18 protein-coding genes are annotated in these 21,128 nt (G+C 36.9%); 14 read left to right on the top strand and 4 right to left on the bottom strand.

What is annotated here, in order from left to right; translation table 11 throughout:
- The first annotated feature begins 307 nt into the window (after positions 1–307).
- Positions 308–7,873 (top strand): BspA family leucine-rich repeat surface protein, encoded by a 7,566-nt coding sequence (locus tag ACMAYS_RS10755; RefSeq protein WP_412463266.1) that lies wholly within the window; start codon positions 308–310, stop codon positions 7,871–7,873.
- 4 nt (positions 7,874–7,877) lie between these two features.
- Here ACMAYS_RS10755 and ACMAYS_RS10750 read toward each other — a convergent pair whose 3' ends face one another.
- A complete protein-coding gene (locus ACMAYS_RS10750; protein WP_103218265.1) occupies positions 7,878–8,750 on the bottom strand; it encodes an ArgP/LysG family DNA-binding transcriptional regulator in 873 nt (290 codons plus the stop codon).
- Between the two features lie 95 nt (positions 8,751–8,845).
- On the opposite strand from ACMAYS_RS10750, the gene ACMAYS_RS10745 reads away from it, so the two are divergent.
- Positions 8,846–9,481 (top strand): LysE/ArgO family amino acid transporter, encoded by a 636-nt coding sequence (locus tag ACMAYS_RS10745; RefSeq protein ID WP_103218264.1) that lies wholly within the window; start codon positions 8,846–8,848, stop codon positions 9,479–9,481.
- An 8-nt stretch (positions 9,482–9,489) separates the two neighbouring features.
- Entirely contained in the window at positions 9,490–9,819 is a 330-nt protein-coding gene (sugE, locus tag ACMAYS_RS10740) for a quaternary ammonium compound efflux SMR transporter SugE (protein ID WP_103218263.1), read from the top strand.
- Here sugE and ACMAYS_RS10735 read toward each other — a convergent pair.
- Together ACMAYS_RS10735 and ACMAYS_RS10730 are read right to left on the bottom strand one after the other, a co-directional pair.
- A complete protein-coding gene (locus ACMAYS_RS10735; protein ID WP_392992802.1) occupies positions 9,809–10,795 on the bottom strand; it encodes an LLM class flavin-dependent oxidoreductase in 987 nt (328 codons plus the stop codon). The two genes, sugE and ACMAYS_RS10735, sit on opposite strands and share 11 nt — an antisense overlap.
- A complete protein-coding gene (locus tag ACMAYS_RS10730) occupies positions 10,795–11,856 on the bottom strand; it encodes an alkene reductase (RefSeq protein ID WP_412463265.1) in 1,062 nt (353 codons plus the stop codon). The genes ACMAYS_RS10735 and ACMAYS_RS10730 overlap by 1 nt, the downstream gene beginning before the upstream one ends.
- A gap of 85 nt (positions 11,857–11,941) precedes the next feature.
- Between ACMAYS_RS10730 and ACMAYS_RS10725 the strand changes: the two genes are divergently transcribed.
- From ACMAYS_RS10725 to ACMAYS_RS10675, 11 genes are all read left to right on the top strand, one after another.
- Positions 11,942–12,244, top strand: a complete 303-nt coding sequence (locus tag ACMAYS_RS10725) for an ArsR/SmtB family transcription factor (RefSeq protein ID WP_103218260.1) — start codon at positions 11,942–11,944, stop codon at positions 12,242–12,244.
- Between the two features lie 151 nt (positions 12,245–12,395).
- On the top strand, positions 12,396–13,148 hold the full coding sequence (locus ACMAYS_RS10720) for a class I SAM-dependent methyltransferase (protein WP_103218259.1): 753 nt from the start codon (positions 12,396–12,398) through the stop codon (positions 13,146–13,148).
- Between the two features lie 2 nt (positions 13,149–13,150).
- Entirely contained in the window at positions 13,151–13,348 is a 198-nt protein-coding gene (locus tag ACMAYS_RS10715; protein ID WP_103218258.1) for a cold-shock protein, read from the top strand.
- A 166-nt stretch (positions 13,349–13,514) separates the two neighbouring features.
- A complete protein-coding gene (locus tag ACMAYS_RS10710; RefSeq protein ID WP_158246888.1) occupies positions 13,515–14,342 on the top strand; it encodes an endonuclease in 828 nt (275 codons plus the stop codon).
- Positions 14,343–14,543, top strand: a complete 201-nt coding sequence (locus ACMAYS_RS10705; RefSeq protein ID WP_103218256.1) for a hypothetical protein — start codon at positions 14,343–14,345, stop codon at positions 14,541–14,543.
- A 125-nt stretch (positions 14,544–14,668) separates the two neighbouring features.
- Positions 14,669–15,256: a TetR/AcrR family transcriptional regulator gene (locus tag ACMAYS_RS10700; protein ID WP_103218255.1), complete on the top strand. Its 588-nt coding sequence runs from the start codon at positions 14,669–14,671 to the stop codon at positions 15,254–15,256.
- The gene (locus ACMAYS_RS10695; protein WP_103218254.1) at positions 15,253–15,798 is read left to right on the top strand and encodes a GNAT family N-acetyltransferase; all 546 of its coding nucleotides are present in this window, start codon (positions 15,253–15,255) and stop codon (positions 15,796–15,798) included. Before ACMAYS_RS10700 ends, ACMAYS_RS10695 begins: the two co-directional genes overlap by 4 nt.
- Positions 15,799–15,815: 17 nt before the next feature.
- Positions 15,816–17,468, top strand: coding sequence for an AMP-binding protein (locus tag ACMAYS_RS10690; RefSeq protein ID WP_412463264.1), 1,653 nt, complete (start codon positions 15,816–15,818; stop codon positions 17,466–17,468).
- 1 nt (position 17,469) lies between these two features.
- Positions 17,470–17,775 (top strand): hypothetical protein, encoded by a 306-nt coding sequence (locus ACMAYS_RS10685; protein WP_103218252.1) that lies wholly within the window; start codon positions 17,470–17,472, stop codon positions 17,773–17,775.
- A gap of 56 nt (positions 17,776–17,831) precedes the next feature.
- The gene (locus ACMAYS_RS10680; RefSeq protein WP_103218251.1) at positions 17,832–18,557 is read left to right on the top strand and encodes a pirin family protein; all 726 of its coding nucleotides are present in this window, start codon (positions 17,832–17,834) and stop codon (positions 18,555–18,557) included.
- A 53-nt stretch (positions 18,558–18,610) separates the two neighbouring features.
- Positions 18,611–19,204, top strand: coding sequence for a hypothetical protein (locus ACMAYS_RS10675; protein WP_103218250.1), 594 nt, complete (start codon positions 18,611–18,613; stop codon positions 19,202–19,204).
- A 19-nt stretch (positions 19,205–19,223) separates the two neighbouring features.
- Here the strand turns inward: ACMAYS_RS10675 and ACMAYS_RS10670 are convergent, their stop codons facing one another.
- Positions 19,224–20,927 (bottom strand): transglutaminase-like domain-containing protein, encoded by a 1,704-nt coding sequence (locus ACMAYS_RS10670; RefSeq protein ID WP_158246887.1) that lies wholly within the window; start codon positions 20,925–20,927, stop codon positions 19,224–19,226.
- Between the last annotated feature and the right edge of the window lie 201 nt (positions 20,928–21,128).

The following is a 21,128-nucleotide window of genomic DNA, read 5'->3' as shown; positions in this document are numbered from 1 at the left end:
ATAGTTAGGCTCATTTTTAAAAATTTATCAAAGCAAAGAGAATTTGTTCATAATTCAATAAATACTACCGATAAGTTATTTAATTAATTTGCCTTAGGGTGAGTTGGTAGATGTTGATTAATTTAGGGGTTTTCATCATTGCACTTGGCCTAAATTTTAGGCGCGCTTTTTTTAAAGAGAGCGAATGATTTTAATTACTTAGCTACAAAATTAGTTTGATTTTTAGCCTTAAGTTATTATTTTTGTAGTGCACATTAAATTTTCTTTAGTATAGAAAATTTAGTGCAGTAGGTGGGGGATCTTTAAATTGAGGAATAATTCAAGATTATTCAAATTCTCATTTATCGCATCGGCTATTTTCTTAGTTTATTATTTCTCATTTTCATTCAACGAAAATCAATCTGTAAAATCTAAAGAAGAAGTTAATCAAGAAGTAACAAATAAATCAAAGCTTTCCTTAAAGAACGAGCAAAAAAATCAAAGCTATCCATTCAAGGATATCTCTCAATCTTCACAGGATGAATTCAAGAAAGAGCAAGATCGTAATGTGGCCAGTACATTAGTGGCCGAGCAGTATAACGAAGAGGAAAATGTCGGATACTATTCGATTGGACAAAAGCAGGGCGGCTATAGTTCTGCATTAAGTAGTGATCCTGTAAAAAAAGTCTCTTCATCGGATGAACGTTTTTTTGAAACTCCGCCGCAAGATTTTGATTCGCCAAGTTTTGCTCCAAGTAATAAAAATAAAGAAGAGAAAGAACTTGGGATTAAAGTGACAAGTGTCTTCAATCCTTCTGAAGATTCTGAAGCAGACAGTAGTGAAGAAAGTTCAAGTAATTCTTCTGGAAGCTCAAATACTTTTATCGGAAGAGTGAATCTAACTCTTTCAACGAACTCTATTAGTAACTTAAATATTTCAGGAGGAGCTTCTCCTGGTCCTAGTGAAACGCTAACGTTAAAAAATTCAGGAACTGTTAAGAGTGCTGCGCTGATGGCACCAGTTATCGTTGGTGCGGATGCTGAGCATATTGAAGTTATCAATGATAATTGTGAGGGAGTTGTCTTAGCTCCTAATGATACATGTACTTTCGATATAAGGCCTGTTGCCTCAAATAATGGAAGTTATAGTGTTTCAATGTATACAAGTGACTCTAAGGAGAGTTCTGATATTGCCACAGTAAGTGGTACGCTTTCAGGCTTTGTTCCTCCTGTTGTTGATGTTATTGCTGATCAAGGGCCAATTGCGGAAGGAAGTCCAATTGCAACTATTGATGCCGGTGATGGTGGAGACGATTTTGATAGTGGAGGTGAGCCTCTTACTTATACATGTACTTATGACATGATTGCTGACGGAAATGTGAATTCGGGAATTGATTGTACTACGATAGCCGGAGTTTCACTAAATCCTTCTTCTGGTGTTTTCGATTGGACGCCAAATTACTTTCAAAGTGGAAGTTACGAGTTTATGGTTGTCGCCTCAGATGGAAACCTTGTAGATGATGAGATTTTCGTTATAAATGTTGCCAATAATAATCGTGCACCTGTCATTGATAGTATTGCAAACCTAACTGTAAATGAAAATTCGGCAATGACAACGATTGACGTAGCTGATGGTGGGGATGATCTTGATATTGATCTTGAGGCCATCACTTATTCGTGTGAATTTGATACTGTTGTCGATGGAAGTGTTTCAGGGACAAGTTGTTCAACACTTTCTGGGTTTAATCTCGATCCAGCGACTGGAATTGTTAACTGGACGCCTAGTTTTATCCAGGCCGGTGGTTATGAATTTAAAATCATTGCGAGTGATGGAAGTCTTAGTGATGAAGAGATATTTACAATCACTGTTAACAATGTGAATCGTGCACCAGTACTGGATACTATCTCAAATATCATAGTTGCTGAAAATAGTGCCATCGCAACAGTTAATGCTGGTGATGGTGGTGATGATTTTGATATTGATCTCGAAACAATTACTTATTCTTGTTCATTTGATACTACAATTGATGGAAGTGTTACTGGAGCTGACTGTTCAACATTAACAGGGATTTCGTTTGATATTAACTCTGGAGAGTTTAACTGGACACCAAGTTACTCTCAATCAGGTGATTATGAATTTAAGATTACGGGAACAGATGGTGGCCTTAGTGATGATGAAATCTTTTCGATTGTTGTAAATGATGTAAATGTTGCTCCTGTATTAGATGCTATTTCAGACATTATCGTAAGTGAAAATAATGCTATCACAACTGTTGATGCGGGAGATGGTGGGGACGATCTCGATTTTGACTTAAATACGATTTCTTATTCGTGTTCATTTGATACGACAATTGATGGAAGTGTTATAGGAGCTGACTGTTCAACATTAACAGGAGTATCGTTTAATTCTGTTACTGGTGAGTTAGATTGGACTCCTAATTTTGACCAAGAGGGGAGTTACGAGTTTAGGATCACGGGAGGTGATGGCAGCTTAAGTGATGATGAAATCTTTGTGGTTACTGTTACAAATACTAATCGTGCTCCTGTGCTTGATGCTATTGCCGATTTTAGTGTCTCTGAAAACTCTGCAATAACTACAGTTGATGCAGGTGATGGAGGCGATGATAGTGATATTGATTTAGATACAATTTCATACACTTGCTTTTATGATACAACAGTTGATGGCAGCGTCGGTGTAACAAGTTGTCTAGGACTTTCCGGGGTAAGTTTTAATTCTACAACAGGAGAACTCAATTGGACTCCTGATTTTACACAAAGTGGATTGTACGAGTTCAGAATCAATGGTAGCGACACAAGTTTAAGTGATGATGAGGTCTTTGTTATCACTGTTAATAATGTTAATCAACCACCGGTTCTTGATAATATTTCAGACTTTAGTGTTGCTGAAAATAGTGCAATAACAACTGTTAATGCAAACGACTCCGGTGATGATTTAGATGGTGACTTTGAGGCCATCTCATACTCATGTCTATATGACACTATTATTGATGGTACGGTATCAATAGGCTCTAACTGTACTTCATTAACAGGTGTTAGTTTTAATGTGGCAACAGGGGAGCTAGACTGGACTCCTGATTATGACCAATCTGGAAATTATGAATTTAGAATTATAGGTAGTGATGGTACGTTAGATGATGATGAAATATTTGTTATCAATGTAACGAATACTAATCGTGCACCAGTCTTAGATTCAATTGGTGATCAAACAGTTGCAGAAAACTCTTCGATAACTACTGTTAATGCTGCCGATGGTGGGGACGATTTAGATGTTGATTTAGATACTATTTCTTATAGCTGTGAGTACGATACTGCTATTAATGGATCTGTATCAAGTGGAACTGATTGTTCTTTACTTACAGGGGTGTCTTTTGTTGCCTCAACTGGGGTTCTCAATTGGACACCTGATTTCTCTCAGGCAGGAACTTATGAGTTTAAGATTGTTGGGAGTGATGGAAGCTTAAGTGATGATGAGATATTTTCAATCACTGTAAACAATGTCAATCGTGCCCCTGTATTAGATAGTATTTCCAATGCATCAGTAAATGAGAATTCAGCTTTAACTACGATTAATGCAGCTGACGGTGCTGATGATTTAGATATTGATTTAGATACAATTACTTATTCATGTACTTTCGATACTACTGTTGATGGAAGTGTCGCAGGTGCCAATTGTTCGACTCTAACAGGTGTTACATTTAATACCTCAACAGGGGAGCTTGATTGGACGCCAAACTATAGTCAAGCCGGAAGCTATGAGTTTCAAGTTAATGGTAGTGATGGAAGCTTAAGTGATAATGAAATATTTGTCGTTACTGTTAATAACGTCAACCAGCCACCTGTCCTAGATAGTATTTCAAATCAATCTATCGCGGAAAACTCTGTGATGACTCCAATTAATGCCGGTGATGGTGGAGACGACTTAGATAATGACTCTGATACGATCTCTTACACATGTATTTATGACACTGTCGTAAATGGTAGCGTCAGTGGTGCAAATTGTGCGTCTCTTACTGGAGCTAGCTTTAATGGTACGACAGGAGTTTTAAATTGGACTCCTAATTATGATCAGTCTGGTTCATATGAGTTTCAAATTACTGGATCAGATGGAAGTTTAAGTGACTCTGAGATTTTTAGTGTCACGGTTACAAATACAAATCGTGCTCCTGTGCTTGATTCTATCGCAGATATCGTTGCTTCTGAAAACTCTGCGATGTCGAGTGTAAATGCTGCTGACGGGGGAGATGATTTAGATGCTGATTTAGATTCTATTTCATATTCATGTACATATGACACAGTTGTTGATGGTGCTGTTGTAAGTGCTACTTCTTGTACATCGTTGTCAGGGGTTTCATTCTCTGCGACGACCGGGGTAATGGATTGGACACCTGATTATACTCAATCTGGTAATTATGAATTTAAAATTGTCGCTAGTGATGGAAGCTTAAGTGATGATGAAATCTTTAGTGTAACAGTTAATAATGTAAATGCTCCTCCTGTTCTTGATGCAATCGCTGATCAAAATAGTGCAATTGAAAATACTCCTATTACAACTGTTAATGCATCAGATGGGGGAGACGATCTTGATCTCGATGGTCAGGCGCTAACTTATTCATGTACATACGATATCAATATTGATGGTAGTGTTTCAGGCTCAAGCTGTACGAGCTTAACAGGAGTCAGCTTTAACACCTCGACAGGTGTTATGGACTGGACACCTGATTTAACTCAAGATGGTGAATACGAATTTAGAATTATCGCTTCTGATGGAAGTCTAACGGATAACGAAATATTTGCAATCGTTGTGGCCGACCTTCCTGGGCCTTCTTATAATGAAACATTTGCTTCGACAGGGGTTACGACGTGGACTCAGTCTGTAACTGATGATGGAAATTGGTCTGTCGATCCTGATACTACTCCAAGCTCTGGAACTGGTCCTAGTTCTCCAACTGATGGTACTTATTATGCTTTCATTGAATCATCGAGTAATTATAATAATACTCATGTCATAGAAAGTCCGGTTTTCAATACGGTTACTGATAAGTATGTGATTGAATTTGATTGGCATATGTATGGTGCCGCGATGGGAGAGTTAAATTTAGAGTATTCTCTTGATGGTGGAAGTACATGGGAGCCAAGCATTCTTTGGGGCCAATCTGGAGATCAAGGAAATTCATGGTTCTCTGAAAGTATTAATTTATGTGAATCTTTCCCAGGTTCAACAACTACAATGGTTCGCTTTAGAGGAGTGACAGGTAGTACCTATACCTCAGATATGGCCTTAGATAATATTCGACTTACTGCAGGACATCCATGTGATATCCCTCCTGTTATTTCTTCAGTTGCCGATCAAAATTCGTTAATTAGTACAGCAACAAATCCGATTCCATTTACTATTGGTGATGCTGATTCGACGATAACTTGTTCTGGTTCAGTAACTGGAAGTTCTAGTAATACTGCTCTACTTAGTAATGCAAATATTGTTATTGGTGGAACGGCCCCTAACTGTACAGTTACACTAACTCCAAATGCTGGTGTAAAAGATACGAGCGTTGTTACACTTGCTCTTACAGATGGAAACTCGGTCGTTTACGAAATATTTAATTATCAAACGGTTGAGCAATTTGACATTTCTCCAGAGGTTTTAAGTAGTCTTGATATTGAACCCGGAGAAATTGGAGATGAGTCTATTTTAACTGTGACGAATAATGGAACGATTTCAACAGGTACAATTCAATCTCCAGTTATTACTGGAGACACAAGTAATTTTGAAGTCGTTGTCGATAATTGTACGGGAATCTCTTTAGGAGCAGGAGCAAGTTGTACAATCAGTGTTCGTGGTGTTGAGACGGCCGAAACAACATACACAGGTAGTTTAACTGTTTCAGATGGAACATATACAACACCTGCTGTTTCACTATCTGGTAAACATATCAATCCATTTAAGACGACTTGGAGAACGACAGCAGTGAATGAAGTTGTCACTTTACCACTTGTAGCAACTTATAATTATAATTTTACAGTTGATTGGGGTGATGGAACACCTGTTCAGACAATTACATCAGATACTGATGCAAATAAGGCCCATACTTATGCAAGTGCTGGTGACTATCAAGTGAAGATTGTTGGTACATTTGAGGGAATGGATTTTCTCAATGGTGCTTATACTAATCAACATCAATTAATTTCAGTCGAATCTCTTGGAGAAGTTGGTTGGGTAAGTTTATCTCGAGCATTTTACAATTGTAATCAACTTACGACTTTTGTTGCAGGTACGGCGTCAACTGGAATTACGTCGCTTGAATATACTTTTATGAATAATACGTCTTTAACTTCAGTTGATATGACCGGGCTTGATACAAGTAGTGTTGTAACAATGTCCTATATGTTTAATGGGGCGACAGCTTTGACAACACTTGATTTATCTGGATTTAATACTTCAAATGTTGATTCGATGACACAGGTTTTTTCTAATATGGGGAGTCTGACTAGTTTAAATATTTCTAATTTCGATACAAGTAATGTTTTAAGTTTCATTAGTATGTTTCAGGGAGTTACTAATCTGACTTCTCTTGATCTGTCTCACTTTGATACTTCTAGTGCTCTTTATATGACTGCGATGTTTAAAGACATGAGAAATCTTACGTCTCTTAATATCTCAAATTTTAACACTGCAAGTGTGACGAATATGAAGGAGATGTTTAAGTATGTTCAAAGTTTAACGACTTTAAACCTATCAAATTTTAATACAGGAAATGTAACGAATATGGAGGGGATGTTCTTCCATGTGGATTCTCTCACAACATTAGACTTATCAAGTTTTGATACGAGTAAAGTTACTAATATGAGAGATATGTTTTACTGGAACACTAATATGCTTTCAATGAATCTCTCTTCATTTAATACTGCAAATGTCACTACGATGGAGAGAATGTTTGCAAGTAATACTCTTTTATCTAGTCTTAATGTTTCTAATTTTGACACGACAAAAGTTACGACAATGAAGAGTATGTTCTCTGGTCTTGATACACTAACAACATTAGATCTTTCAAGTTTCAATACTGCCAATGTTACTGATATGTCTTATATGTTTTCATCGGGCATTAGTTTAACTTCGCTAAATATTTCAAGCTTTAATACTTCTAAGGTTAGGTATATGCAGTATCTATTTAGCAATCTTAATTCTTTACCAAGTTTAAGTGTGGCCCACTTTGATACTGCCATTGTTGAAAATATGGATCGAATGTTTAGTGGGATGAGTACTATTACAACTTTAGACCTAAGTATGCTCGATACATCGAATGTTACGAATATGACGGCTACTTTTTCAAATATGACTGCATTAACTTCTTTAAATCTTACAGGCTTTGAAACTAATAGTGTGACGAGAATGGAGAGGATGTTTGATGGCACCTCTTCTTTAGCAACTCTTGATTTGACAAGTTTTGATACTTCTCTCGTTACAACAATGACGTATATGTTTTCTGGTATGGACTCTTTAACAAGTCTTGATATTTCAACATTTGACACTTCATCTGTGACAAATTTTGCTTATATGTTTAGAGATACTATTTTATCAGTTATTGATCTAACGCATTTTAATACTTCAAGTGCAACTAGCTTTGTCGGGATGTTCTATTTCGCTAATGGAGTTTCATCAATTAATATGGCAGGACTTAATACATCAAGTGTAACATCGATGACTTGGATGTTTAGATATGCGGATGTCTTGGCCGTTAATGCGACAGGGTGGGATCTTACAAGTGTAGCAAGTAGTACTGATATGTGGACGTCTTCAAATGCTTTTCTTGTTTTAACATGTGACCAAGGAGGCTCGCCTGGTACAGGTGATATCTTCGGAGAACCTTGTAATTAATTTTCTATAATTTTTGTGCGGCCTTGATTAGCTTCTCATTAAAGAGCTTAATGTGTTCTCTTTGATATTCCCATTGGTGCAGAAAGAGTGAAACACTAAAATTCTTAGATGGATTTAATTGAACGAATTTTCTCTTCTTCATCTCTTTTTCCATATCAATGAAGGGAAGGAGTCCATAGCCGTATCCTCCTAGGATTGCTTTTTTAAAACTTTGGACTGATGGCATAAGATTGATTTTAGTAAGCTTATCGACTTTAAAATTTTCTTTCAAATAAGTGTGTTGGGCCTTGTCATATTTATCAAAGACGACAAGAGGAGCCTCTGAGAGAGTTTTTTTATTCACACCTTCATTGAAATATTCCTTATAAAACTTCTTAGAACAAACTAGTGAGTAGACCATATCTCCTAGATGAGTCGAGGTGTGGTTAGGAAGAGGCTTCTTCTCAGAACTTATACACATATCAACTTGACCGCTTTTTAAATATTTTAAAGTATTGTCTTGGTCGTCAGCTATAATTTGTAATGTCAAAACTTGAGATACTTTTGTATCAGTAAGGACATCGAGAAAAAACAAGTCGAGGCTATCTCGGTTCATGGCTATCTTTAAAGTAGGCTTTGCTTTTTTGATATCATCATCTTCTAGAATTTCATTTTCTAAGCTAGTTACTTTCCGAAGTAGGTTTAAATAAGATTTTCCTTTTTCAGTTGCACGGTAGGGCGTCTTTCTAATTAATAATTTTGTTCCTAAAAAAGATTCAAAGTTTTGTATACGTTGTGTAACTGCGGACTGAGAAATTCCAATCGCTTTAGAAGCAAGCTCAAAACTTTGATATTCGATGACGGCCTGTAAGGCCCTGAGTGCATGGTAATCAATCATTATTTACTCTCATAAGTTTTACTAATTAATAATTAAAAAGATTAATTTAACTTATATCATGATTTGCATTAAATTACGCCTCAGGAGCAGGTATTATGGAATTTTTTACTCAAGGTTTTTTATTGCAGGCAAGTCTTATTCTAGCACTGGGTGCACAGAACCTTTTTCTTATTGATATTGGCACTAAGAAAAAGAATCACTACCTAGCAGCAGCTATTTGTTCAGTGTGTGATATGGCGCTAATTCTATTGGCCGTTCTCGGTGTTTCTGGTGTTCTTGTAAAAACTGTTGAGTTTAAAGTCGGTATCGGACTTCTTGGAGCTTCTTTTCTGCTTTACTATGCGGTAATGAAATTTATTGACTCGGTAAAGGGTGTTAAGGAAGTTGAAGAGAGTAAGAAATTTGCGCTTTCGCGTCGTCTTGTGATTTTAACGACGCTTAGTTTTACCCTGCTTAATCCTCACGTCTATATTGATGCCTTTTTCTTAATTGGTGGATACTCAACACGCTTTAATTTAGTTCAAGATCGTTTTCTTTTTGGACTTGGTGCCGGTGTTTTTTCAATTATATGGTTTTACTTTCTAGTGACTTTTTCTTCTAAGTTCTCTCATATTTTAACTAAAGAGAAGAACTTAAGAATCTCGTCACTTGCTACCGCTATTGTACTGGGCTATCTTGCTCATAAGCTTGGAAGTGAATCTGTAACAGAGTTTATTCAACTACTCTCATAGGAGTTCTTATGGCCTCGACAACTACTGCATGGGTTATTCTTGTTATTGCAGGTCTTCTTGAAGTATGTTGGGCAATTGGACTTAAATATACTGAAGGCTTTACGAAACTGATTCCAAGTATATTCACTCTTGTAACTCTAGCTGCAAGCATGTTCTTACTTGCTAAGGCCAGTCAAACTCTTCCTATTGGAACGGCCTACGGTGTATGGGTTGGAATAGGAGCGCTAGGTGCTGCAATCTTAGGAATAGTTCTCTTCAATGAGCCAATTACTCTTGCACGTACAGCTTTTCTAGCGCTACTGCTTATTTCAATTATTGGTCTAAAACTTACTGCTTAAAAATTTCAGACAGAAGCTTTAGAGATTTTATCTTTTTCTCATTATCGAAAATTGAGGTCACAACCATTAACTCATCTGGACGGTAACGTTCGATAAACTGATCAAGGCCTCTTTTAACAGTTTCTTTGGAACCAACAAAAGAGAAGTGAAGCATATGTTGGGCCATCATCTTCTCGTGCATATCCCAATAGGTATCCATATCTTCAATAGGAGCTTGGAATTTCTTCTTTAATCCACGACGAAGATTGGCAAATGATTGTTTCTGGCTTGTTGAGAGAAATTGTGCTTCCTCATCAGTATCTGCAATGATGATATTCACACCCAACATAACATAGGGTTTGTCTTGTTGAGCCGATGGTTCAAAGCCCGCATGATAAAGAGATAGTGCTTCTTGAATTGCATCAGGGGCAAAGTGCGAAGCAAAGGCATATGGTAATCCAAGGTGTGCAGCAAGCTGTGCTCCAAAAGTACTTGATCCTAGAATCCATAAGGGAACTTGTGATCCTAGCCCAGGAGTGGCGACTATTGGATCGTTTGCACTTTCCATTGAGAGTAGACGCTGAAGCTCAACAATATCTTGTGGGAAATTATTTGAACTTTGAGCTGTTGTTCTTAAAGCCTGCACGGTCATTTGATCAGTTCCTGGAGCGCGGCCAAGACCTAAATCAATACGTCCAGGATAAAGTGCTTCTAGTGTTCCAAACTGCTCAGCAATAACAAGAGGAGAGTGATTTGGAAGCATTATTCCACCAGCTCCAATACGAATTGTTTTTGTTTGACTTGCTAGTAATCCAATAACTACTGAAGTTGCTGCACTTGCGATGGCAGGCATATTGTGGTGCTCGGCCACCCAAATACGATTGTAGCCATATTCTTCTGCTGCTTGCGCGCTACGAACTGAATTATCAAAAGCATCTTTTACTTCCTGGCCTTCATTAACGAAGACCAAGTCTAGTATCGATAGTTTTGGTGTCATCACAGCTCCTTCAATGTCGGGTAATCTGTATAACCAACATGATCAGGTCCATAGAATGTATCAAAGATTGGCTCATTTAATGGTGCATCAATTCTTAGTCTTTCAACTAAGTCTGGGTTTGCAATAAATGGAACACCAAAAGAGATGGCATCAGCAATTTTATCTTCCAATGCTTTTTCAGCTGTTATCTTTGTAAATTTTTGATTGGCAATTAGAACACCATCAAATTTTTCTTTTAACTTTGGGAAGAGACTTTGCTCATCTAGTGGGTCGCGAGTAAATATGAAAGCAATCTTTCTCTTATTTAATTCTTCTACCACATGGCCAAAAAGTTCCAGGGGATTAGAGTCACCCATGTCGTGGCTATCGCAGCGAGGAGCAAGATGAACGCCGACGCGATCAGCGCCCCATACTTCAATGAGTTGGTCTGTAATTTCAAGCAAGAATCTTGTACGGTTTTCAATCGTCCCTCCGTAGATATCGTCTCTCTTATTAGTTGAGTCTTGTAAGAATTGGTCAATTAGGTAGCCATTGGCAGCGTGTACTTCAACTCCGTCAAAGCCAGCTTCCATCGCATTGATGGCCGCTTGACGATAGTCTTTTACAATTGCTTTCACTTCTTCAGTTTCAAGTGCACGAGGTACTTCGTAGTTAGTAATTGGTCGTACTAGTGATACATGTCCCGCAGGCTGGATAGCACTTGGTGCAACAGGCTTTTGCTCATTTAAAAAACTTGAGTGAGAGATCCTTCCCACATGCCAAAGTTGCATATAAATTTTTGAACCTTTTGCGTGAACTGCATCTGTTACTTTACGCCAGCCATCGATTTGATCCTTCGACCAAATTCCTGGTGTATTTGCGTAACCAACGGCAGAGGGTGTAATTGCCGTTGCTTCTGTAAGGATCATTCCTGCATCAGCTCGTTGTTCATAGTATTTCACCATGAGGTCATTAGGAATTCGTTCAGCTCCTGCTCTGGCACGAGTTAGAGGGGCCATAATAATTCTATTTTTTAGCTCAACACTTCCAAGCTTTATCGGTGTAAATAAATTCGTACTCAATTGAGACTCCTTTAGTTTGATGTTTATCAAACAATAGGCCTGCCCTTGATAAAAATCAAGTCCTTTGTTAGAATTTTATCTAACTATGAATGATTGCACACAAATACCATTAGATAAGATCTTTAAATCACTAGGCGATCCCATTCGCATGAGTGTGATAAAGCAGTTAATTGCATATGAAGAAGAGCATGGTCACAAGGAGATTACTTGTGGAGGCTTCGATTATTGCGTAAATAAGGCCACTTTTTCTCATCATATTAAGATTCTTATTGAGGCCCATATCATTTGCCAAAGAACAGAAGGGGTGAAGAAGTACCTATTTCTCAACCCTAATATCAAAAAGTATTACCCTGGCTTGATCGAAACAATTAAAAAAACATGCGAATAAAATACAGTAAGAAGAATCTCGCTTGTATTAGAGCTTTGGACATAGTATCTTGTGTCAAATTAGGTTTCCTATAGTTCACTTCCTTATTTCGGTTCTGTCTATTTTTAATCTTTTATTATTTAGAAACGACAGAATTGCAGGGAATACCTTAGTGAACGAAGTGCTTAATGCAGACTCAGTACCATTGAAAGATCTTATTAAAAATCCGCGTACATTTATGAGAAGCAATAATCATCCTCTGGAGCATGCAAAGGATTTAGACCGAACACTTGGTTTTCGTATTCCAAGAATAGAGGGGAAACTTCTACAAAAATACAAAGCTTATTATAAGCAAAATGATGGAACAAAGGGAAAGCAGCACTTTCAGGGGACACAGACTTGGATTGGACTGCATCCACAAGTTCTGCAAACACCGTATAATGATATCTTTGAGGCCCTTTATCTTTTAAAAGACTTTGAAGTAAATAAAGTGGTGGATATTGGTGCAGGTTATGGACGCGTAGGCATTGTGATGAACTCTGTCTTTCCTGAGGCCCGCTTCATTGGATATGAGATTCTTAAACAAAGAGAGAGTGAGGGAAATCGCCTCTTTGAGAGATTAGAATTGCTCAATTGTGAGATTCTCTTAGAAGATGTTTTAGAAGATGACTTTATTTTGCCAAAGGCACAGATCTATTTTATCTATGACTTTAGTGAAATTGAGGATATTTCTAAGATTTTAGACGAGCTTGTGGCCCGTGTTGATGATTACAGCTTTTTTCTGGTAACGAGAGGCGATCGAATCGATTTCTTACTAGAGAGAAAATATAAAAAATTATGGAATGCCAATGGGCGCTTAAGCTCTGGCGAATTAAAAATATATAGTTCTAACGTAGACCTAAAGAAGCTTAAACATAAGGAGTAAGTATGAAAACAGGTAAAGTTAAGTTTTTTAATGATGAGAAAGGTTTTGGATTTATCGTTCCAGACGATGGAAGCAAAGATCTTTTCGTACACATTTCAGCAGTAAACGGTAACACTCTAAGTGAAAATGACGCTGTTGAATTTGAAGTAGGTGAAGGACAAAAAGGTCCTTGTGCTGTTTCAGTAAGCGTTCTTTCTTAATCTTAAGAATGACTCGTCGTACCTTTTAAGAAAGCGAAGAATTTCAGCTTCTTAGAAGGTACACCTTCTTATAAAGTCCATTTATTTATAAGAATCCCTAATACTTCCTATAAGATTTAGTAAATTTTTCATTGTGTTCATGTATTTTAGTAGATACTCTCTTGGCATGAAAATCACACACATCGCAACACTACTTATTTTAATCTCAAGCGCGGCCTTCGGCTCATCTTGTGATCAAGAATTTTTTTACTCAGGACTTTCAACTGCTTCATCTGGATATGTATTTAAGTCACAGCTTTCTTCTCTTTTAAGAAGAACTCATCGTGGTATCTCGTATGATGACCTTCTTAAGGCGTATCGTAGCACTGATCTCGATACTACTTACGATGGTGATCGCACGATAATGGATATGTATTCTGAGAACCCAAACGGAAAAGATCCATATCGCTACCAACCTGGCCGTCGTACTTGTGGCCAGTATAAAGGTGAAGGGGATTGCTACAATCGTGAACACCTATTTCCACAAGGGCTTTTTAACAAGAGACGCCCAATGAAGACAGACATCTTTCATGTTTATCCAACAGATGGAAAGGTAAATGGCCACCGTGGTTCTTACCCATTTGGAGAAGTTGGAAAAGCTTCATGGGTTTCTAAAAATGGTTCTAAGATTGGTACAAGCTCGACAAGTGGATATCGTGGAAGAGTTTTCGAACCTATTGATGAATTTAAAGGTGATATCGCTAGAGCAATGCTTTACTTTGCTGTTCGTTATGAAGCTGAGATTCCTAGGTTTAAAGATAATCCAATGACAAATGGCTCTCGTGAACAAACTTATAGCTCTTGGTTTATTAAGCTTCTTTTGAAGTGGCACAAGCAAGATCCTGTAAGTGAGCACGAAAGAAGAAGAAATGATATCGCATGCGAATATCAAAAGAATCGTAATCCTTTCATTGATCACCCTGAGTGGGCAATGGCCATTTGGGAAGTTCAATAGATGTTTCGAATTCTAATTACAGTTATTCTAACATTTATTTTTCTCGTTCCGTTCTTCTCCACACCAGTTGGAGAAGAACTGTATCTAGAATATCAAGATACGGAACTCTACAGATCAATCTATTGCCAATATGTTGAGTGGTTTGGTGCTGAAGGTTTTGATAAAATTAAGTTTGCTGTAAAGTGCCAACTGCTAAAATAAGTCTATAAAATCAAAAAACTAAAATGTAATTTCAATAGGTTATATCATTTAACTTGAGTCTACTCGTGTCTTGTGGCATATTTTAGAGTCTACGTCTAGACAAGTTGTCTATAAATGGAGTGGCGGTGAAACAGGACTCAAAAGAGGCCATTTTTGAAGGTGTGTTAGAACTTCTGAAAGAAGAGGCCATCTTAGATATTTCCGTATCAAAACTTAAAAAACAGACCGGCCTTTCAACTGGAACTTTCTATTATCATTTTCCAAATGGAATAGAAGATATCTATAAATCCTTATTCATTAAACTATCTACTAAGATTAGAAATAAAGCTTTTATTGCGGCCAGTGCGGCCAAGACAGTAGAAGAAACTCTAATTGATTTAGTTAGTGTTTATTTTGACTGGCATGAGTCGAAAGTGAAAGAAAGCGACTTTTTTTGGAAGGCTTCAATGTCTGGCTACCAAGAAATTAGAGAACTTCTAATTAGTGAGTACGAGATTTTATCGACAAAAATTTATGACGTTCTTACCACGCAAGCTGAAGTCGAAAATATTAGAATTGTTGATCGTCGAATACTAGATGCCATGTTATTTGGCGCTGCTAGAGAGCTTGTTTATTCTTGGATAAGACGAGGTAGAGATAAGAAAGAATTTGAAGTCATTAAAGAACAATTTATAAAGACGCTGTATAGAGCATGTGTCATTGAAAGATCTTGAAAAAGACTGTGAGCGAAACTGTGAAGTATAACGAAAAGTTCTTTGAAAAATTTGAGCATCTTGGTGAAAAGTACGTCATTAGAAGTGTCAGTGAAAATGATCAAGAGAAGTTGATTGAAGCATTTAAAATGGCCTCTCACCGAACACTTAATAGTCGTTTTCTTGCGGCCAAGAAAAGCTTATCTAAGAAGGACTTAGAGCTATTTACTTGCCCTGATTATATTAATCACGTTGCCTTGACTGTAATGCAGGAAAGTGAGGACGGCGAAAAGCCTGTAGGTTCTACAAGATTTTATCGTGACTCGGATAATTCTCCGACGGCCGAGTTTGCCGTAACAGTAATAGATAAGTATCACCGAAAAGGCTTTGGTGGGATCTTGATAGATCATTTAATCAAGGCAGCTAAAGAGCGTGATATAAAAGAAATATATGGAACTGCTAGCACTGGAAATCATGCTGTGCTTGGACTGCTAAAGAGTCGCGGTGACGTTGTCGTTGAAACTGAAACAATGGGAATTGTGAATATTAGATTAAAGCTATAAGAAAAAAGGATATATAAATGAATAGAGTATGGTTGGATAATTATCCAAAGAACGCCGCCACAGAAATTAACCCTGATCAATATAATAATATTGTTGAAATGATTGATGAAACTTGTGGAAAGTTTTCGACGAGAAAAGCTTTTATCAATATGAATGCAAGCATGACTTATAGTGAAGTCAAAGAGAAGTCAGAAGCCTTTGCTAATTACCTTATCAATGATTTGAAACTTAAAAAAGGTGATGTCATCATGATTCAGATGCCAAACCTTCTGCAATACCCGGTTGCTCTTTTTGGTGCTTTCAAAGCAGGGCTAATTGTTGTTAATACAAACCCTCTCTACACTACGAGAGAAGTAAAAAAGGTACTTGAAGATAGTGGGGCAAAAGCAATTGTTATCTGTACAAACTTTGTTGCTAATCTTGAAGAGGCCATTGAAGGAAGTCAGATCGAGCATATTATTACGACAGAAATTGGTGATTTTTTTCCATTAGTAAAAAGGAAGCTAACAAATTTTGTTATTAAGCATGTAAAGAAAATGATTCCTACTTATAAAGGTAGTTACTTAACTCTTAATGAAGCAATCGAAAAAGGACAAGGACTGAGTGTAACTTATCCAAAAGTGGAAAGAGAGGATACTGCGCTCTTTCAATATACTGGTGGAACAACGGGGAAAACAAAAGCGGCCATCCTAACTCACCGAAATATTATCGCGAATATGCTACAAATGGATGTTTGGATTAAGGCAGGACTTGGAACAGAGCCTGCAAATATCCTCGCTCCACTACCTATCTATCATGTCTTTACTTTATCAGTTAATATCTTTGGTTTCTTTAAGATGGGGATGACTAACGTTCTTGTAACAAATCCTCGTGATTTAAATTCACTTATCAAAGATGTGTATACACACAAGCCGAAAGTTCTAATTGTTGTCAACACTCTACTGCAAGCGCTACTTGCAAATGAAAATTTCAGAAAACAGAATTTGAGCTTTATTGAGTTTAGTGTTGCAGGTGGAATGGCCCTTAAGCCAGCTGTTAAGCAAGACTGGGAGAAAATTACAAAGACAAGAGTTATTGAAGGATATGGCCTTACTGAAGCATCTCCTGTTGTCAGTTGTAACCCAACAGATGGGACGGATGAAATAGGTTCTATTGGGCTTCCTCTTCCTTCAACTGATATTAAAATCATTGATGCTGATGAGAATGAGTTAGGTTTTAATGAAGAAGGAGAGCTTTGTGTAAAAGGGCCTCAGGTTATGAAAGGGTATTGGAATCAACCAGAGGAAACAAGTAAGACCTTTACTAAAGATGGTTGGCTTAAAACAGGAGACTATGCCACGGTTGATGAAAAAGGTTTCCTAAGAATTTTAGATCGTAAGAAAGACATGATTGTTGTTTCTGGATTTAATGTTTATCCAAATGAAGTTGAAGGAGTTCTATTAGAGCTAGATGGTGTACAGGATGTTGCTGCTATTGGAATTGAAAGTGAAAAGTCAGGACAAGTTGTAAAAGTCTTTATTGTTAAATCAAAAGCAAATTTAACAGAAGAAGATATTAAGGCTTATGCGAAGAAAAATCTTGCTGGCTATAAAGTTCCAAAGCAAATTGCTTTTGTGGACGATTTACCGAAGAATAATGTTGGGAAAGTTCTTCGCCGAGAGCTTCGCTAAGATGTACTCTAGCTCAAGAAGATACCGAAAAAACGATTGGTGGGATCTGGTGGCCGTCATTGACCAAGAACTGGGGAGAGATGATGGCCCACAAACTTACTACTATATTTTTGATGAATTAAAATGGAGAATGGTTGAGTCGATTTCAGAGGGCTCAACCTTCAAAATTAAAAAGAAAGCAAATGAGCTTTATGATCGAATTCAGGTTAGTCAAAAAAATTGGACTAATATAGAACCTGATTTAGTAAAAGAAATCGAATTACTTTTAGAGTTCTTACTTGATCCCCCAACTAAAATTTTAATTTAATTTACCTACATTGAAGTATTGAAGATCGCTATAATAACCAAAATGTAGGAGGAAAGATGACAAACGTACTTCATCGTGCTGATTCACGTGGTCATGCAGAACACGGTTGGCTGAAAAGCAATCATACTTTTAGTTTTGCCGATTACTATGATCCTGAAAGAATCCATTTTGGAGCGCTAAGGGTTATTAATGATGATGTTGTTGCACCTGGAAAAGGCTTTGGAACTCATCCTCACCGTAATATGGAAATTATCTCAGTGCCTTTAAAAGGCTCCCTTCATCATAAAGATACTATTGGAAATGACTTTATCATTAAGAAAGGTGAGATACAGGTTATGTCGGCCGGTTCAGGAATTTCTCATAGCGAGTATAATAACTCTGACAGGGAAGAAGTACACTTCCTACAAATTTGGGTATTGCCTAAAGAGCATAATATAACACCCACTTATTCTCAAAAGTACTTCAAAGAATCAGATCGTAGAGGAGAGTTTCAATTAATTGTCTCTCCTGATGGCCGAAGTAATTCAGTTAGTATTAATCAAAATGCTTTTTTCTCATTAGCTAGTTTAGAGGAAGGTCAAAACTTAACCTATAAAAAGTTTATGGAATCAAATGGTGTTTATATCTTTGTGATTAGTGGTGAAGTTAGAGTAAATGATCTAACTCTTTCTGCTCGAGATGGACTTGGTATCGATCCAGGTAATAATATTGGGATAAGGTCATTTAATGACTCAGAATTTCTTGTTATGGAAGTTCCAATGGATGTGGAAAAATATAACTGAAAATACTGATTTTAATCAGGTTAAACTAATAAAGTTGTTTGCTAAAATAAAGTATGAAAAAAGAAAATATCGTACTTCTAGTTCTTATCACTTTAATTTCATTTGCAGGTGTTGCGTATTACGCAAATAACCTTAATGAAGATACACAAGTTGAAAGGTGGGTGTTCTTTGATTTGGGAGATACCATCATCAATACTAAAAAAAGTGGTAATTATCACTATTACGAAGGCTCTCTTGAGTATATTAAATCACTAAAGGATATGGGGATTCATGTTGCCATTATCTCAAATATTCCAGAGTCGTTTGGTGAAACTTACGAACAAAAAATTACGACTTTGAAGGAATATGTAAGAGCACACTGGAATGATTCTGTTGAGTTTGATTGGAGTGTGTTTGAAAAAATCTATATTCCTATGAGTAATGAAGAATTAAAGCCTGCGCCTTATATTTTTAATAAGGCCCTCGATGAGACTGGCCGCTACCCAAGTCTTTATATATCGGAGTCTTTAAAAGAGGTGGATGCGGCAAGACAACTTGGACTTGCTGGTTTTCATTTTAAAGAAGGTAATTTAAACAAGGCTAAGCGTAATATTTATATTCATTTAGATGAGATTATTGATTATATAGATAGTAATAGTCACCTCTAAGAGGTGACTATTATATTTATTAAAAAATGTATTCACCTTCAAATTTGTAAGTCGCTTCTTGATTATCCTTTTTTATATATTTAATACCTAAACTTAAACTATCTTTTAAAACTTTTGTTTGAGCAGAAATGTATGTCGATTTTTGATTTCCTTTTACCCAAAATCCTGTTCGACCATATAGAGGAGCTTTCATTCCTATTTCAAAAGAGTGGCGTCCATCCTCTGAGTATAGTGTAATACTATAGTCTGCAGTTGCACCTTCTTGTCGAATATAGATAATATTTTGAATTCCAACTCCATACTCTTTCATAATTTGTTTTTTGATTTCGTTTTTAATTGTTCCACCAATTACGGCCATCGTGTATTTACCTTCTTCTCTAACGTCTGCTTTCATAATTGAAGCATGGGCCGTAACAATTCCTTTCCAATCAAATCCCAGATAGTCTGAATCAGCATAAAGTGAAGATGAGAACATATTTTGACTGTCACTAAAATCACCTTCTGTTTGGAAATTATCTGCTTTTATCTTTCCATTCCCCACAGTGATACTAACGTGGGATTTTACGTCAGCATAAACATTTCGAAGAATTCCTAAGTCTACTTTTCCTGACTTAAGGCGAGCATCCATTCCAAAATAAATACTCGTACTATCCTTTATAAAATCTCTGTGTTCAAGTTTCTTCTGTTCTCTTTGAATAGCAATTCCCGCATCAAACTTAATTCGATTACCTTGGTTTTTTAAAGTTGCAGCAACACCAGATGCTGTTAAGCCGCTTGATGATTCAGCGTAGTAGCTTTTTGCATGAATTGCGCCATTTTCATAATTCATTGAGATAACATCGATATTATCAAACTCTACACCTGGGGCAATCATCTCAACGTCCAGACCTACTGCTTGATTTAATAGGTAACCAACTTCACTTGGTACACGATCAACAGGCTCACCATCAGCGTTAAAGATTCTATAATTTATTCCAAAATCTGCTAGGGTTGTATCTTGTGCTAACCCCTGAGCACTTTGGCTTTCGTTGATTCTTGTTTCACCGTAATTAAAATTGATAATACGATCTTTATTACCAGGGTCTTGTACGACAACAGTAGCGTGACCAACATCTCTTGTATTATATGCAACAACATAGACGTCATCTATATTAAGCTTTTTAAGAACATTTGCTTGAGCTACCGCAATGTCACGACAAACTCCTGCTTTGCTTCCTTCTCTAATTGCTTGGAAAAGATCTTCAGTGGTTACAACACCTTCCTTATCACGTTGAAAATCGTAGTGATTGTTCATAATGGTACCAAGGATATGGGCGAGGTAGATCTTTTGGTTGAAGCTTAAAAGTAGCTTTGCTGAAGAATAGATATTATCCCTTCTTACCTCAGGAGAGCCAATAATTAATCCGGCAACTACATTGGTAAAGTACATTTCACCTTCTTCTTTACCAAATTGTGCCACAGACTCTTTAAAGATATCTGACATGTCCATTTCATTAAAATAGGCACAGTTTTCTCTAAGGCAGCCTACGATGGATTTTACAACAGCTGTTCTTCGCACGGTATCGGTCCAGTACGATTTGGTATTGAATTCGTCTGTTTGAATGAGCGGTCTCGTCTCATACTTTCGTTTATTTACTTCAACACCCGAGCCTTGATAGCCAATGCTAAAATCTGCTTGAGTATTAAAAGATAATAGTAAGCCTAGAAAAAAGAATTTCTTCATTACAAACAACTCCATAGTTTAGTTCAAATGTATTATTTGCAAGGAGGGTGCCATTATTTTTCTCGTATATTCATTTAGTTGGCCTAATTTCGATGTCGAGAAATTAAGCGGCCGTACAATGTTCATTCATTTATTCATAGTAATTCTAGATATATAGAAGAGGTATCTGTAGTGATTCTAAGTGGCTGAAATTCCTTAATG

Source organism: Halobacteriovorax sp. RT-2-6, assembly GCF_047085025.1.
Taxonomy (GTDB): domain Bacteria; phylum Bdellovibrionota; class Bacteriovoracia; order Bacteriovoracales; family Bacteriovoracaceae; genus Halobacteriovorax_A.
This window is presented reverse-complemented; position numbering and strand designations above follow the sequence as displayed.

Coding starts and splice junctions, on each gene's coding strand:
- ACMAYS_RS10750 (WP_103218265.1), bottom strand. CDS start 8,750: ATGATTGATTACCATGCACTCAGGGCCTTACAGGCCGTCATCGAATAT.
- ACMAYS_RS10745 (WP_103218264.1), top strand. CDS start 8,846: ATGGAATTTTTTACTCAAGGTTTTTTATTGCAGGCAAGTCTTATTCTA.
- sugE (WP_103218263.1), top strand. CDS start 9,490: ATGGCCTCGACAACTACTGCATGGGTTATTCTTGTTATTGCAGGTCTT.
- ACMAYS_RS10735 (WP_392992802.1), bottom strand. CDS start 10,795: ATGACACCAAAACTATCGATACTAGACTTGGTCTTCGTTAATGAAGGC.
- ACMAYS_RS10725 (WP_103218260.1), top strand. CDS start 11,942: ATGAATGATTGCACACAAATACCATTAGATAAGATCTTTAAATCACTA.
- ACMAYS_RS10715 (WP_103218258.1), top strand. CDS start 13,151: ATGAAAACAGGTAAAGTTAAGTTTTTTAATGATGAGAAAGGTTTTGGA.
- ACMAYS_RS10710 (WP_158246888.1), top strand. CDS start 13,515: ATGAAAATCACACACATCGCAACACTACTTATTTTAATCTCAAGCGCG.
- ACMAYS_RS10705 (WP_103218256.1), top strand. CDS start 14,343: ATGTTTCGAATTCTAATTACAGTTATTCTAACATTTATTTTTCTCGTT.
- ACMAYS_RS10690 (WP_412463264.1), top strand. CDS start 15,816: ATGAATAGAGTATGGTTGGATAATTATCCAAAGAACGCCGCCACAGAA.
- ACMAYS_RS10685 (WP_103218252.1), top strand. CDS start 17,470: ATGTACTCTAGCTCAAGAAGATACCGAAAAAACGATTGGTGGGATCTG.
- ACMAYS_RS10680 (WP_103218251.1), top strand. CDS start 17,832: ATGACAAACGTACTTCATCGTGCTGATTCACGTGGTCATGCAGAACAC.
- ACMAYS_RS10675 (WP_103218250.1), top strand. CDS start 18,611: ATGAAAAAAGAAAATATCGTACTTCTAGTTCTTATCACTTTAATTTCA.
- ACMAYS_RS10670 (WP_158246887.1), bottom strand. CDS start 20,927: ATGAAGAAATTCTTTTTTCTAGGCTTACTATTATCTTTTAATACTCAA.